Below are 13695 nucleotides of genomic sequence, written 5' to 3' on the forward strand. Positions count from 1 at the left end.
GTTTGCAAGACCCTAGCCGGGTGGTAAGCGGTGTCAACGCCCCGAATCCTGCCCCGGGGCCGCTGCTCAAGGATCACCGAAATGCCCGCCATCACAGAGCCGAAACTGATTTCCGGCAATGCCAACCTGTCGCTTGCCAAGGCCATTGCCCGCCGGATGTCGATGCATCGCGGCGTGTCAGTCAAACTGGTCGATGCCAGGGTGGAACGCTTCAACGATCAGGAGATCTTCGTCGAGGTGTTCGAGAACGTGCGCGGCGAGGACATGTATGTGATCCAGCCGACCTCCAACCCGGCCAACGACAACCTGATGGAGCTGCTGATCATCGCGGACACCCTGCGCCGGTCGAGCGCCGGGCGGATCACCGCAGTGATCCCCTACTTCGGCTATGCAAGGCAGGACCGCCGCACCAAGGCGCGCACCCCGATCTCGGCCAAGCTGGTGGCGAACCTGATCACCGAGGCGGGGTTCGACCGGGTTCTGACGCTCGACCTGCACGCGGCACAGATTCAGGGCTTCTTCGACATTCCGGTGGACAACCTCTATTCCTCGCCGATCTTCGCGCTGGACATCGAGCATCACTTCCGTGGCCGCATGGGCGACCTGATGGTGGTGTCGCCCGATGTCGGCGGCGTGGCGCGGGCGCGAGAACTGGCCAAGCGGATCACCGCGCCGCTCGCCATCGTTGACAAGCGCCGCGAGAAGGCGGGCGAAGTGGCCGGCATGACGGTGATCGGCAGCGTCGAAGGCAAGACCTGCCTGATCGTCGATGACATGTGCGACACCGCCGGCACGCTCTGCAAGGCCGCCGAGGTGCTGATGGAGGCCGGCGCGGTCGAGGTGCACAGCTACATCACCCACGGCGTGATGTCGGGGCCTGCGGTGGAACGCATCCAGAATTCCGTGATGAAAAGCCTGGTGATCACCGATTCCATCGAACCTTCGGAAGCGGTGCGCGCGGCCTCCAACATCCGCATCGTGTCCACCGCGCCGATGTTCGCGCAAGCCATCCTGAATACCTGGAACGGCACTTCGGTGTCGTCGCTGTTCGAGACCGAAACGCTGGTGCCGATCTACGAGGGCATGTACGCCCGAGGCTGACCCCCCGCTCAGTCGACCTGCCAGCTGTCCTCGTCGCGCAGCGGCCCAAGCGCCGTCCATTCGGCCCGCACCCGCGCGATGCGGGTATCGCCCCAGGTCTTGAAAACCAGATGAAAGCCGGTTGCCGTGATGGTCTCGGCCGTCAGGTCGGCACGCGAATTCTGTTTGTGGTCCATGTCCCACATCGACAGCCCGACGATGACCGAGGGCGGGGCCAGAAACGGCTCCTTGAAGGTCACGATCAGGCGGCTTTCGCGCGGCCCCTGCCCGGTCCACATGACGCCGCCATCCGCGAAATCGGAAAACAGCACGCGCGAGCCTTGCAGGATGCCCAGTGAATTTGCCGAAATGCGTTTCATGCCATAACCCTGCGCCCGATCCGACCGTGACGCCGGACCGCGGCGAAATCAATCCGCCATGTAAAAAAGGCCCCGGCAACGCGCGGGGCCTTCCGGTAGTCCGGGCGTCAGGCTCAGTGCCCGACGGCCGTGCGCAGGGCCTGCCAGTCGGCCACCAGCTTGTCGGCCGCATCGCGTTCCTGCGCCGTGGCGGCGGCAGCGGCGGTGCGGGCATCTTCCAGCATGGTTTCCAGCAGTCCGGTGGTCACTTCGTCCAGCGGCACGGCATGTTCGGCCAGAACCGACACGCTGGCCGCAGTGATCTCGGCAAAGCCGCCGGTGACGACATAAGCCTGCGTACCGGTGGCACCGGTAGCCCGCAGGATGCCGGGCCGCAGGGTGGTGATGGTGGGGCCGTGCCCCTCCATCGCCGTCATGTCGCCTTCGGCCCCCGGAATCTGCACCTCGGTCGCCTCGATCGAGGCGAGCCTGCGTTCAGGCGACACGAGGTCGAATTGCAGCGTGTTGGCCATGATGCCTCCTCAGGCCGCAGCCGCAGCAAGACGCTGCGCCTTGGCGATCACTTCCTCGATGCCGCCGACCATGTAGAAGGCCGCCTCGGGAAGGTGGTCGTATTCGCCGGCCACAACCGCCTTGAACGACTTGATGGTTTCTTCCAGCGGCACCTGCTTGCCGTCGGACCCGGTGAACACCTTCGCCACGTCGAACGGCTGGCTGAGGAAACGCTGGATCTTGCGGGCGCGCGACACCGTCAGCTTGTCGTCTTCCGACAGTTCGTCCATCCCGAGGATGGCGATGATGTCCTGCAGCGACTTGTAGCGTTGCAGCACACCCTGCACCGCACGGGCAGTCTCGTAATGCTCGACGCCGACCACGGTCGGGTCAAGGATCCGCGAGGTCGAGTCGAGCGGGTCCACGGCCGGGTAGATGCCAAGCTCCGAGATGGCGCGCGACAGAACGGTCGTGGCATCAAGGTGGGCAAACGAGGTGGCCGGCGCCGGGTCGGTAAGGTCGTCGGCCGGCACGTAGATGGCCTGCACGCTGGTGATCGAACCGGCCTTGGTCGAAGTGATGCGTTCCTGCAGCGCGCCCATATCGGTCGCCAGTGTCGGCTGGTAACCCACGGCGGACGGGATGCGGCCCAGCAGAGCCGACACTTCCGAACCGGCCTGCGTGAAGCGGAAGATGTTGTCCACGAAGAACAGCACGTCGGTGCCCGACTGGTCGCGGAACTGCTCGGCCAGGGTCAGGCCCGACAGGGCGACGCGCAGACGCGCGCCCGGCGGCTCGTTCATCTGGCCATAGACCAGCGCCACCTTGGAATCGGCCAGGTTGTCGACCTTGATAACGCCGGAATCCATCATCTCGTGGTAAAGGTCGTTGCCCTCGCGCGTCCGTTCGCCCACGCCGGCGAACACCGAATAGCCCGAGTGCACCTTGGCGATGTTGTTGATCAGTTCCATGATCAGAACGGTCTTGCCCACGCCGGCACCGCCGAACAGGCCGATCTTGCCGCCCTTGGAATAGGGGGCCAGCAGGTCGATCACCTTGATCCCGGTGACGAGGATCTCGGAGCTGGTCGATTGCTCCGCGAACGACGGGGCCGAGCGGTGGATCGGGCGGTATTCGGTCGCGTTGATCGGGCCCTTTTCGTCGATCGGCTCGCCGATCACGTTCAGGATGCGGCCAAGGGTGGCGTCGCCCACCGGAACCGAGATAGGCGCGCCGGTATCGGACACGGGCTCGCCACGCACCAGACCTTCGGTCGCGTCCATCGCGATGGTCCGCACGGTGCTTTCGCCCAGGTGCTGCGCCACTTCCAGAACCAGTTTCTTGCCGTTGTTGCTGGTGATCAGCGCGTTGAGAATGGCCGGAAGCTCACCCTCGAACTGCACGTCCACCACGGCGCCGATCACCTGGGTGATCTTGCCATGTGCTGTATCTGTTGCCATGTCGTTACTCTCCGTGCGGGTCAGAGCGCCTCGGCGCCCGAGATGATTTCGATAAGCTCTTTGGTGATCGCGGCCTGACGCGAGCGGTTGTAGAGGGTGGTCAGGCGGTTGATCATGTCACCCGCGTTGCGTGTCGCGTTGTCCATGGCGCTCATCCGGGCGCCCTGTTCGGACGCGCCGTTTTCCAGCAGGGCGGTAAAGACCTGCGTGGCCACGGCCCGGGGCAGCAGGTCGGCCAGGATGGCCGCCTCGTCCGGCTCGTAATCATAGACCGGCGCGTTCTGTTCCGCCCCCTCGAACACCGCAGGGATGATCTGCTTGGCCGTCGGCACCTGGCTGATCACCGACTGGAAGCGGTTGAAGAACAGCGTCGCCACGTCGAATTCGCCGGCGTCGTAGCGGGCCATCACGTCGCGTGCGATGCCCAGCGCGTTGCCGTAGCCGACCCGCTTGACCTCGGTCAGATCGGCATGGCCGACGAAATGCGCCGACAGGTCACGCCGCAACTGTTCGCGGCCCTTCTTGCCGACGGTAAAGATCTTCACCGTCTTGCCTTCCAGCAGCAGCCGGTTGGCATGGGCGCGCGCCAGGCGCACGATGGTCGAGTTGAAGCCGCCGCAAAGCCCGCGTTCGGCGGTCATCACGACCAGCAGATGCACCTTGTCCGACCCGGTCCCGGCCAGAAGCTTGGGGGCCGAGGCCGAGGTGCCGACCGAAGACGCCAGCCCCGCCATCACGGCATTCATCCGTTCGGCATAGGGGCGGGCGGCCACGGCGGCCTCCTGCGCGCGGCGCAGCTTCGCCGCGGCGACCATCTGCATCGCCTTGGTGATCTTCCGCGTGTTCTTCACGCTTCCGATCCGGTTTTTCAGATCCTTAAGGCTGGGCATACGCTATCTCCCCTGCCCCGCCCTCAGGCGAAGTCTTTCGCGAAGGCATCGAGTGCCGCCTTGATCTTGGTTTCCAGCTCGCCCTTGACCTTGCGGTCGTTGGTGGTGATGTCGGCCAGCAACTCCTTGGCGTTGGTGCGCAGGTGCTTGAGCAGACCGGCTTCGAACCGGCTGACGTCCTTCACCGCGATCTTGTCGAGGTAGCCCTTGGTGCCCGCGAAGATCACGCATACGATTTCCGCGTTGGTCAGCGGGGCGTACTGCGGTTGCTTCATCAGTTCCGTCAGGCGCGCGCCACGGTTCAGCAGGGCCTGCGTCGAGGCGTCGAGGTCGGAGCCGAACTGCGCGAAGGCAGCCATTTCGCGGTATTGCGCCAGTTCCAGCTTCACCGGGCCGGCCACCGACTTCATCGCGTCGGTCTGGGCCGAGGAGCCCACGCGCGACACGGAAAGGCCGGTGTTCACGGCCGGGCGGATGCCCTGGTAGAACAGTTCGGTTTCCAGGAAGATCTGGCCGTCGGTGATCGAGATCACGTTGGTCGGGATGAAGGCCGACACGTCGCCGCCCTGCGTCTCGATGATCGGAAGCGCGGTCAGCGACCCCGAACCGTGGTCCTTGTTCAGCTTCGACGAACGCTCCAGCAGGCGGGAGTGGAGGTAGAACACGTCGCCCGGATAGGCTTCGCGGCCCGGCGGGCGGCGCAGCAGCAGCGACATCTGACGGTAAGCCACGGCCTGCTTGGAAAGATCGTCATAGATGATCAGTGCATGGCGGCCGTTGTCGCGGAAGAATTCCGCCATGGCGGTCGCGGCATAGGGGGCCAGGAATTGCATCGGCGCCGGGTCGGACGCGGTGGCGGCGACCACGATGGTGTAGGCAATCGCGCCGGTTTCTTCCAGCTTCTTCACCAGCTGCGCCACGGTCGAGCGTTTCTGCCCGATGGCGACATAGATGCAGTAAAGCTTCTTGCCCTCGTCGGAACCGGCCGCCTCGTTGTAGGACTTCTGGTTCAGGATGGTGTCGAGCGCGATGGCGGTCTTGCCGGTCTGGCGGTCACCGATGATCAGTTCGCGCTGGCCGCGGCCGACCGGGATCATGGCGTCGACCGACTTCAGGCCGGTCGCCATCGGTTCATGCACCGACTGGCGCGGAATGATGCCCGGGGCCTTCACGTCGGCCACACGGCGCTCGGTCGAGGCGATCGGGCCCTTGCCGTCGATCGGGTTGCCAAGGCCATCGACCACGCGGCCAAGCAGCGCGTCACCGGCGGGCACGTCCACGATGGACTTGGTGCGCTTGACGGTATCGCCTTCCTTGATCGAACGGTCGTCGCCGAAGATCACGACGCCGACGTTGTCGACTTCAAGGTTCAGCGCCATCCCGCGGATGCCGCCGGGAAATTCGACCATCTCGCCGGCCTGGACGTTGTCCAGCCCGTGGACACGGGCAATGCCGTCCCCGACCGAGAGCACGCGCCCCACTTCGGCGACTTCGGCGTCCTGACCGAAGTTCTTGATCTGCTCCTTGAGGATCGCAGAGATCTCAGCAGCTTGGATACCCATTATCCGACCTCTTTCATTGCATTCTGGAGTGCCGCGAGCTTTGCCTTGATCGAGGTGTCGATCATGGTCGAGCCCAGCTTGACAACAAGACCGCCGATGAGGGATTCATCGACGGCGGTTTTCAGTATCACGTCCTTGCCGACACGCGCCTTCAGCGTGGCTGCGAGTTTCTCGGTCTGGGCCCGGCTGAGCGCGGTGGCAGAGGTGACCTCGGCGGTCATCTCGCCCTTCTCGGCGGCGATGCGGGCGCGGATGTCGGCAATCACCTGCGGCAGCACGAACAGGCGGCGGTTCTCGGCCATCAGGGCAAGCGCGTTGGCGGTCATCTTGCCAAGCCGCATCTTCGCGGCAACGGCGGCAATGGCGCGGCCCTGTTCGTCGCGCGACAGGATCGGCGAGGCGATCAGGCCCCGCAGGTCGGTGCTGGTGGCAAGGGCCGCATCCAGCGCGTCGATGTCGCCTTCCAGCGATGTCAACGCGTTGTCATCTTTTGCCAGCCCGAAAATGGCGGTGGCGTAGCGCGCGGCAATGCCGGAGGAAATCGAAGCTGGTTCGGACACGTCATCCCTTCCGTTGTCTTGGGCCCGTTCCCCACCCGACGAGGTCAGAGGCCGTCAATGGCGCACACTACGGGTATGCGTCTTGATTTTTGGCTTCTCTAGCAGAGCCTTCGCGACCCCGCAACCGTATACGTCGCCAATTCTTGAACTGTTCATACAGGGTTCCAAGGTGTTAGCGCTGCCTGCACAGCCCGCGGGCACCGGATCGCCACGCAGGCCGAAAGTGGCCCGGAAATGACGCCGTCCGCGCTCCGGCGGAGGGCGGGCGCCGGGCAAGGGGAATCGGGGCACGGCGGCCCGGCCGCGAATCCGGCGTGAAAAATGCGTCCGGCCGGGGCTGCGGCGCTTCCCTGCCACGGGGGATTGAGCCCGTCCTGCGTGGCTGCGTTTGCGATGGTGGAATTGCTTCCCGAGCCCCTGCTGCTGACAGGGCTGTTCGTCACTTCCGGGCTGCTCTGGAGGTCAGTCGAGGGTGCCCCTGCCGCACGGCGTCGGGACCGGTCGGCCCATCCCCTCCAGCACCTGCAACGGGCGGCGCACCACGGCGCCAAGGCCGCCGCGCGTCGGGGCCGGCACCTGCTTGGTCGCCTCGACCATCAGCACGCCGCCCGCCAGCCAGGGCGCCACCTTCTGCCCGGTGCCCTCCCAGAAGGCCGAGGTCCGCAGCCAGAACCGCTTGTCCGACGGCGGCGCGAACAGCGCGGCCATCGCCCGTTCGGGGGTGAAGCCGTGCAGTTTCAGTTGCGCTTCAAGCTGGCTGACCGAATAGGGGCGCCCAAAGCCGAAGGGCGTGCCGTCGCGCCGCGCCCAGAGCCCGGTGCGGTTCGGCACGATGAACAGCGCCTTGCCGCCCGGCCCCAGCACGCGGTGGGTTTCCGCCAGCACCGCCGACGGATGTTCCGAGGTTTCCAGCCCGTGCAGCAGGATCAGCCGGTCGACAAACCCGGTCTGCAACGGCCAGTGCGTCTCGTCGCACAGCACCGACACGTTCTCCATACCGGCGGGCCAGGGCATGACACCCTGCGGCCCCGGCATCAGCCCGATCACCCGGCGCGCCTCGGCCAGATAGGGGCGCAGCAGCGGCACGGCAAAGCCGAATCCGGCCACGGTCTGGCCCTGCACGTTCGGCCAGGTGGCCTGCACCTGATCGCGGATCGCCCGCTGCGCCACCCGGCCAAGCTGCGTCCGGTAGTAAAAATTGCGTAGATCCAGCACGTCAAGATGCATTGCGGCCAAGCCTGTTCCGGGCGACTGTCGGATTCATCATAGCGAAGACGGGGCAAAACACCATGGCGCTTGAACTCGTGACGATCCCGTGCCGGACCGACAATTACGCCTTCGTGATCCACGATCCGGCGACCGGCGACACCGCCGTGGTCGACGTGCCCGAGGCCGATGCGGTGCTGGCGGCGCTGGCGGCGCGCGGCTGGCGGCTGACCGACATCCTGCTGACGCATCACCACGGCGACCATGTCGACGGCGTGCCCGCACTGGTCGCGGCCACCGGCGCCCGGGTGCTGGGGGCTGCCGCCGATGCCCACCGCCTGCCGCCGCTTGACCGCGCGCTGGCGCCCGGCGATGCCGTGACTGTCGGCAGCGAGACCGGCGTGGTGATCGACGTGTCGGGCCACACCATCGGCCACATCGCCTGGCATTTCCCCGGCGCGGGCCTGGTGTTCACCGGCGACAGCCTGATGGCGCTTGGCTGCGGGCGGCTGTTCGAGGGCAGCCCGGCCACCATGTGGCAATCCCTGTGCAGGCTTGCCGCCCTGCCCCCCGGAACGCTGGTCTGTTCCGGCCACGAATACACCGCCGCCAACGGCCGTTTCGCGCTGACCCTTGATGCCGCCAATCCGGACCTTATATCCCGTGTTGCCGATGTGGCGCAGCGCCGGGCCGCGGGCCTGCCCACCGTGCCCTCGACGCTTGCCGAAGAACTGGCAACCAACCCTTTCCTGCGCGCCCCGGAACTGAAGTCCGCCCTGGGGATGCCAGCCGCAACCGACGCCGAAATCTTTGCCGAAATCCGCGCCCGCAAGGACCGTTTCTGACCCCGCCGCCCGCCGCCGATCACAAATTGTGCGATCGTGGAGGGAAACGGCAGATCCGCAGAAATAACACTTGAAGCGCGGCAAATAAAACCGAAGTTTAAACTTGTGAGGCCATGGTCCGGGAGCAACCTCCAAGCCCCCCGGCCAGCAGGACAGGAGCACCCAACGTGCCGTCATTTTCAAACACCCTCGAGCAGGCCATTCATGGCGCCCTGGCGCTTGCGAATGGTCGCCGTCACGAACTCGCCACGCTTGAACACCTCTTGCTGGCGCTGATCGACGAACCCGACGCGGCCCGCGTGATGAAGGCGTGCTCGGTCAACCTCGATGACCTGCGCAAGACGCTGGTCGATTTCATCGACGATGACCTTTCCACCCTCGTAACCGATGTCGAAGGCTCCGAAGCCGTGCCGACCGCCGCCTTCCAGCGCGTGATCCAGCGCGCGGCGATCCATGTGCAGTCCTCGGGGCGCACCGAAGTGACCGGCGCGAACGTGCTGGTCGCGATCTTTGCCGAACGCGAAAGCAATGCCGCCTACTTCCTGCAAGAACAGGACATGACCCGCTACGATGCCGTGAATTTCATTGCCCATGGCGTGGCCAAAGACCCGTCCTACGGCGAAGCCCGCCCCGTGACCGGGGCCGAGGAGCACATGGAAACGCCGAAAGCAGAAGCCGGGGAGGCCAGGGAATCCGCGCTGTCGAAATACTGCGTGGATCTGAACGTGAAAGCCCGCAAGGGCGATGTCGATCCGCTGATCGGGCGGGAGGCAGAGGTGGAGCGCTGCATCCAGGTGCTGTGCCGGAGGCGGAAGAACAACCCGCTGCTGGTGGGCGACCCCGGCGTGGGCAAGACCGCGATTGCCGAGGGGTTGGCGTGGAAGATCATCCACGGCGAAACGCCCGAGATCCTCGCCCATGCCACGATCTATTCGCTCGACATGGGCGCGCTTCTGGCCGGCACCCGCTATCGCGGCGATTTCGAGGAACGCCTGAAGGCCGTGGTCAAGGAAATGGAGGATCACCCCGACGCGATCCTGTTCATTGACGAGATCCACACCGTGATCGGCGCCGGTGCCACCTCGGGCGGCGCGATGGATGCCTCCAACCTGCTGAAGCCCGCGCTGCAGGGCGGCAAGCTGCGCTGCATGGGAAGCACGACCTACAAGGAGTTCCGCCAGCACTTCGAGAAAGACCGCGCCCTGTCGCGCCGCTTCCAGAAGATCGACGTGAACGAGCCTTCGGTCGAAGATACCGTCAAGATCCTGATGGGCCTCAAGCCCTATTTCGAGGAACACCACGACCTGCGCTACACCCATGACGCGATCCGCTCCGCCGTGGAACTCGCAGCGCGCTACATCCACGACCGCAAGCTGCCCGACAAGGCCATCGACGTGATCGACGAGGCCGGCGCCGCTCAGCACCTGCTAAGCGATTCCAAGCGTCGCAAGACCATCACGCCGAAGGAAATCGAGGCCGTGGTGGCCAAGATCGCCCGCATCCCGCCCAAATCGGTCAGCAAGGACGATGCCGAGGTGCTGCGCGATCTGGAAAAGACGCTCAAGCGCGTGGTGTTCGGCCAGGACAAGGCGATCGAGGCGCTGTCGTCCGCGATCAAGCTGGCCCGTGCCGGCCTGCGCGAACCCGAAAAGCCGATCGGCAACTACCTGTTCGCAGGCCCGACCGGTGTCGGCAAGACCGAGGTTGCCAAGCAGCTTGCCTCGATCCTCGGTGTGGAACTGCTGCGCTTCGACATGTCTGAATACATGGAGAAGCACGCGGTCTCCCGCCTGATCGGCGCGCCTCCGGGCTATGTCGGCTTCGACCAGGGAGGGATGCTGACCGATGGCGTCGACCAGCACCCGCATTGCGTGCTGCTGCTCGACGAAATGGAAAAGGCCCACCCCGATGTCTACAACATCCTGCTGCAGGTGATGGACCACGGCAAGCTGACCGACCACAACGGTCGCCAGATCGACTTCCGCAACGTGATCCTGATCATGACCTCGAACGCCGGCGCGTCGGAAATGTCGAAATCCGCCATCGGCTTCGGCCGCGACCGCCGCACCGGCGAAGACACCGCCGCCATCGAGCGCACCTTCACGCCCGAATTCCGCAACCGTCTGGATGCGGTGATCAGCTTCGCGCCCCTTGGCCGCGAGATCATCCTGCAGGTGGTCGAGAAGTTCGTGCTGCAGCTCGAAGCGCAGCTGATGGATCGCCACGTCCACATCGAGCTTTCGCCCGAGGCGGCGCTTTGGCTGGGTGAAAAGGGCTATGACGACAAGATGGGCGCCCGCCCGCTGGGTCGCGTGATCCAGGAATACATCAAGAAGCCGCTGGCGGAAGAACTGCTGTTCGGCAAGCTGATGAAGGGCGGCGTGGTCAAGGTCGTGCTGAAGGACGACGTGATCGTGCTGAACATCGAAGAGCCGCAGAAGCCGGCGATCACCAAATCCAAGCCGCCTCTGCTGACGGCCGAATGATCCGCAGCCTTATTGCGCTGCTTCTGGCCTCCGCTCCGGCGGGGGCCTTTGACCTTGGGTTGCCGCTTGATTGCACACTGGGGGAAACCTGCTTCATCCAGCAATATGTCGACCGCGACCCCGGCCCGCAGGCAACAGATTTCACCTGTGGCCCTCTCAGCTATGACGGCCACGAAGGCACCGACTTCGCCCTGCCCTCGCTGGCTGCCATGCAGACGGGGGTTACGGTGCGCGCCGCGGCGGCAGGTGTCGTCAAGGGCGGCCGCGACGGCATGCCCGACATCGCCGCCAACGACCCCGCCGCCCCGCCGCTGGAGGGGCGCGATTGCGGTAACGGTCTGGTGATCGACCACGCCGACGGCTGGCAGACCCAGTATTGCCACCTCAAGAACGGCAGCGTCACCCGCAAGGCGGGCGATGCGGTGGAAAAGGGCGCAGCACTTGGTCAGGTCGGCCTGTCGGGCCGCACCGAGTTTCCCCATGTCCACATCACCCTGCGCCACAACGGCCGCACCATCGACCCCTTCGACCCCGACGAGGCGCTGACCTGCGGCGAGGCCGCGCCCGCGCTCTGGTCCGACCCGCTGCCCTACCGGCCCGGCGGGCTGGTCAACGCGGGCTTCAGCAGCACGGTCCCCGCGTTCGAGGCGATCAAGGCCGGCCTGTCCGAAGCGCCCCTGCCCGCCGATGCCCCGGCGCTGGTGCTCTGGGTGCATGTCTTCGGTGGCAGGGCGGGCGACGACGTGTCGCTGCGCATCACCGGCCCGGAAGGCGAGGTCATCACCCAGACCGGCAAGCTGGAAAAGACACAAGCCCGCCTGTTCCGCGCCGCGGGCAAGAAGCTTCGCGCCGCGCGCTGGCCCGCCGGTCCCTATCTTGGCGAGGCGATCCTGATCCGCGACGGGCTGGAGATCGACCGCCTGACCACCACGCTGACGATCGGCGATTGAGCCCCCGATTTTTCGTAGAAAAATCGACCCGTTACCGCTCGGTCAGTTTCAGCTCGATCCGCCGGTTCTGTGCCCGCGAAGCCGGGTTGTCGCCCTCCGCCACCGGCTGATACTCGCCAAACCCGGTCGCGGCCAACCGTCGCGGCGGAAAGCCCAAGCCATCCTGCATGAAGCGCACCACCGAAAGCGCCCGCGCCTGACTCAGCTCCCAGTTGTCGGCAAACTCGCCCAGACCCGACAGCGGCACGTTGTCGGTGTGCCCGTCCACCCGGATGATCCAGTCGATTCCCGGCGGAATCTGCGCTGCCACCTCGTTCAGCGTCGCCACCACGCCCGCGATCTGCGCCCGCCCCTCGGGCGCCAGATCGGCAGCCCCGGGGTTGAACAGCACTTCCGACGAGAACACGAAGCGGTCCCCGACGATCCGCACGCCCTCGCGCCCCGCCAGCACCTCGCGGAGTTGCCCGAAGAACTCGGACCGGAACTTTTCCAGATCCTGAGCCTCGGCCTCCAACCGCCGACGCTCGGCCTCTTCCAGGTCGGCCCTGCGGCGCTGTTCGGCCGCCACCTGTGCCAGCGCCGAGTTCAGCTGCGACCCCAGCGATTCAAGCTGCACCCGCGCCGACGCATCCTTGTCGGCCGCCGCGTCCAGCAGCCCCTGCAGCGACCCGAGTTGCGCGGTCAACGCCGCGATCTGTTCGCTCAGCAGCGCCACCCGTCGCTGCGCCTCGGCCGATTTCTCGCCCTCCGCCGCCAGCGCCGCCCGCGCGGTTTCCAGGAGCGCCTCGCGTCCGGTCACGGTCTCGGCCGCCTGCGCCGCCTTGGTCTCGGCCGCCGCCAGCAGGGTCAGGGTTTCCTCGGCCCGCTTGCGCTGTTCCTCCAGCGCCAGTGTCATCGCCGTCAGTTCGGCATCCGAGGCGGCCAGCCGGTTGCGCAGCGCCTCGGCCGCCGCCAGATCGACCAGCCGCGACGCCTCCTCCGCGCTCAGCAGTTCCTGCGTCCGGTCCAGTTCGGCCTGCGTCGTCGCCAGTTGCCCGCCGGTCTGGGCCAGATCGGCCCGCGCCGCCTCCAGTTCGGCCTGTGTCGCCGCCAGTTGCCCGCCGGTCTGGGCCAACGCCCCTTGTGCCGTCGCCAGTGCCGCCGCCCCTTCCGCCGCGCGGGCGTTCAGATCGGCGATCAGCGCCTCCAGCGCCTCGCGCCGCGCCGCCGCCAGCCGGGCGGTTTCGCTTGCCGCGTCGATCTCGGTCCGGGCCGCGGCCAGCGCCAGTTGCATCGCCTCCGCCTCGGTGATCAGCCGCGCCCGCGCCGCCTCCAGATCGGCCACCGAGGCCGAAAGCTGCGACGCCTCGCCCCGCGCCGCATCCCGTTCCGCCAGCAGCGAAGCGACCTGCGCCTCGAACGACGCGATCTGCCCCGATGCCGCTGCCAGTTCGCCCTCGCGCGCCGCAAGCTGCCCGGTCAGCGAGGTGATCAGCGCCGCCTGCTCGGCCCCCTGCGCCTGCGCCGCCGAAAGGGCGGGCGCCAGCCGTCCGATCTCGGCCTGCAAGCCTTCCGCCCGCTGCTGTTCCAGCCCCAGCGCATCGGCCAGAGAGGCGACCTGCGCCGTCAGCGAGTCCAGCTCGCCATCCTGCGAGGTGATCGTGTCGCGCAGCACCGACTGCACCACGGTGAAAATGGTCAGCAGGAACAGCATCACCAGCAAGAGCGCCGTCATCGCATCCAGAAACCCGGGCCAGATGGTCGAGCCGCGGTTGCGTCCGCCGCCCCGGCGCGCAGCACCCATG

Annotated in this window: 12 protein-coding genes; 4 read left to right on the forward strand and 8 right to left on the reverse strand. The window is 66.4% G+C overall.

What is annotated here, in order from left to right; translation table 11 throughout:
* Positions 1-81 precede the first annotated feature (81 nt).
* The gene (locus RNZ50_17430) at positions 82-1101 is read left to right on the forward strand and encodes a ribose-phosphate pyrophosphokinase (protein MDT8856777.1); all 1020 of its coding nucleotides are present in this window, start codon (positions 82-84) and stop codon (positions 1099-1101) included.
* 8 nt (positions 1102-1109) lie between these two features.
* Here RNZ50_17430 and RNZ50_17435 read toward each other — a convergent pair whose 3' ends face one another.
* From RNZ50_17435 to RNZ50_17465, 7 genes are all read right to left on the reverse strand, one after another.
* The gene (locus RNZ50_17435; protein MDT8856778.1) at positions 1110-1460 is read right to left on the reverse strand and encodes an H-type lectin domain-containing protein; all 351 of its coding nucleotides are present in this window, start codon (positions 1458-1460) and stop codon (positions 1110-1112) included.
* A 113-nt stretch (positions 1461-1573) separates the two neighbouring features.
* Positions 1574-1972, reverse strand: a complete 399-nt coding sequence (locus RNZ50_17440; GenBank protein ID MDT8856779.1) for a F0F1 ATP synthase subunit epsilon — start codon at positions 1970-1972, stop codon at positions 1574-1576.
* A 9-nt stretch (positions 1973-1981) separates the two neighbouring features.
* A complete protein-coding gene (atpD, locus tag RNZ50_17445; GenBank protein MDT8856780.1) occupies positions 1982-3412 on the reverse strand; it encodes a F0F1 ATP synthase subunit beta in 1431 nt (476 codons plus the stop codon).
* Positions 3413-3432: 20 nt separating this feature from the next.
* Positions 3433-4302 carry a F0F1 ATP synthase subunit gamma gene (locus RNZ50_17450; protein MDT8856781.1) on the reverse strand — a complete coding sequence of 290 codons (870 nt, stop codon included), beginning with the start codon at positions 4300-4302 and terminating at the stop codon, positions 3433-3435.
* Positions 4303-4325: 23 nt separating this feature from the next.
* Positions 4326-5864, reverse strand: coding sequence for a F0F1 ATP synthase subunit alpha (gene atpA / locus RNZ50_17455; GenBank protein ID MDT8856782.1), 1539 nt, complete (start codon positions 5862-5864; stop codon positions 4326-4328).
* Positions 5864-6424, reverse strand: a complete 561-nt coding sequence (locus RNZ50_17460) for a F0F1 ATP synthase subunit delta (protein ID MDT8856783.1) — start codon at positions 6422-6424, stop codon at positions 5864-5866. The genes atpA and RNZ50_17460 overlap by 1 nt, the downstream gene beginning before the upstream one ends.
* Before the next feature lie 462 nt (positions 6425-6886).
* Complete coding sequence (locus tag RNZ50_17465) at positions 6887-7651, reverse strand: methyltransferase domain-containing protein (protein MDT8856784.1); 765 nt, start codon at positions 7649-7651, stop codon at positions 6887-6889.
* A 62-nt stretch (positions 7652-7713) separates the two neighbouring features.
* Here RNZ50_17465 and gloB point away from each other — a divergent pair, with 62 nt between their 5' ends.
* The 3 genes from gloB (at position 7714) to RNZ50_17480 (ending at position 11911) form a co-directional block, all read left to right on the forward strand.
* Positions 7714-8475 (forward strand): hydroxyacylglutathione hydrolase, encoded by a 762-nt coding sequence (gene gloB, locus RNZ50_17470; protein MDT8856785.1) that lies wholly within the window; start codon positions 7714-7716, stop codon positions 8473-8475.
* 167 nt (positions 8476-8642) lie between these two features.
* Positions 8643-10961 (forward strand): ATP-dependent Clp protease ATP-binding subunit ClpA, encoded by a 2319-nt coding sequence (clpA, locus tag RNZ50_17475; GenBank protein MDT8856786.1) that lies wholly within the window; start codon positions 8643-8645, stop codon positions 10959-10961.
* Positions 10958-11911 carry a M23 family metallopeptidase gene (locus tag RNZ50_17480; protein MDT8856787.1) on the forward strand — a complete coding sequence of 318 codons (954 nt, stop codon included), beginning with the start codon at positions 10958-10960 and terminating at the stop codon, positions 11909-11911. Before clpA ends, RNZ50_17480 begins: the two co-directional genes overlap by 4 nt.
* A gap of 31 nt (positions 11912-11942) precedes the next feature.
* On the opposite strand, the gene RNZ50_17485 is transcribed toward RNZ50_17480, so the two are convergent.
* Positions 11943-13694: a peptidoglycan -binding protein gene (locus RNZ50_17485; GenBank protein MDT8856788.1), complete on the reverse strand. Its 1752-nt coding sequence runs from the start codon at positions 13692-13694 to the stop codon at positions 11943-11945.
* Between the last annotated feature and the right edge of the window lies 1 nt (position 13695).

Source organism: Paracoccaceae bacterium Fryx2, from assembly GCA_032334235.1.
In the GTDB taxonomy this organism is placed as follows: Bacteria; Pseudomonadota; Alphaproteobacteria; order Rhodobacterales; family Rhodobacteraceae; genus JAVSGI01.

Excerpts from the sequence above, each read along its gene's own strand:
- RNZ50_17430 (MDT8856777.1), top strand. The coding sequence starts at position 82 with ATGCCCGCCATCACAGAGCCGAAACTGATTTCCGGCAATGCCAACCTG.
- RNZ50_17435 (MDT8856778.1), bottom strand. The coding sequence starts at position 1,460 with ATGAAACGCATTTCGGCAAATTCACTGGGCATCCTGCAAGGCTCGCGC.
- RNZ50_17440 (MDT8856779.1), bottom strand. The coding sequence starts at position 1,972 with ATGGCCAACACGCTGCAATTCGACCTCGTGTCGCCTGAACGCAGGCTC.
- atpD (MDT8856780.1), bottom strand. The coding sequence starts at position 3,412 with ATGGCAACAGATACAGCACATGGCAAGATCACCCAGGTGATCGGCGCC.
- RNZ50_17450 (MDT8856781.1), bottom strand. The coding sequence starts at position 4,302 with ATGCCCAGCCTTAAGGATCTGAAAAACCGGATCGGAAGCGTGAAGAAC.
- atpA (MDT8856782.1), bottom strand. The coding sequence starts at position 5,864 with ATGGGTATCCAAGCTGCTGAGATCTCTGCGATCCTCAAGGAGCAGATC.
- RNZ50_17465 (MDT8856784.1), bottom strand. The coding sequence starts at position 7,651 with ATGCATCTTGACGTGCTGGATCTACGCAATTTTTACTACCGGACGCAG.
- gloB (MDT8856785.1), top strand. The coding sequence starts at position 7,714 with ATGGCGCTTGAACTCGTGACGATCCCGTGCCGGACCGACAATTACGCC.
- RNZ50_17480 (MDT8856787.1), top strand. The coding sequence starts at position 10,958 with ATGATCCGCAGCCTTATTGCGCTGCTTCTGGCCTCCGCTCCGGCGGGG.
- RNZ50_17485 (MDT8856788.1), bottom strand. The coding sequence starts at position 13,694 with ATGGGTGCTGCGCGCCGGGGCGGCGGACGCAACCGCGGCTCGACCATC.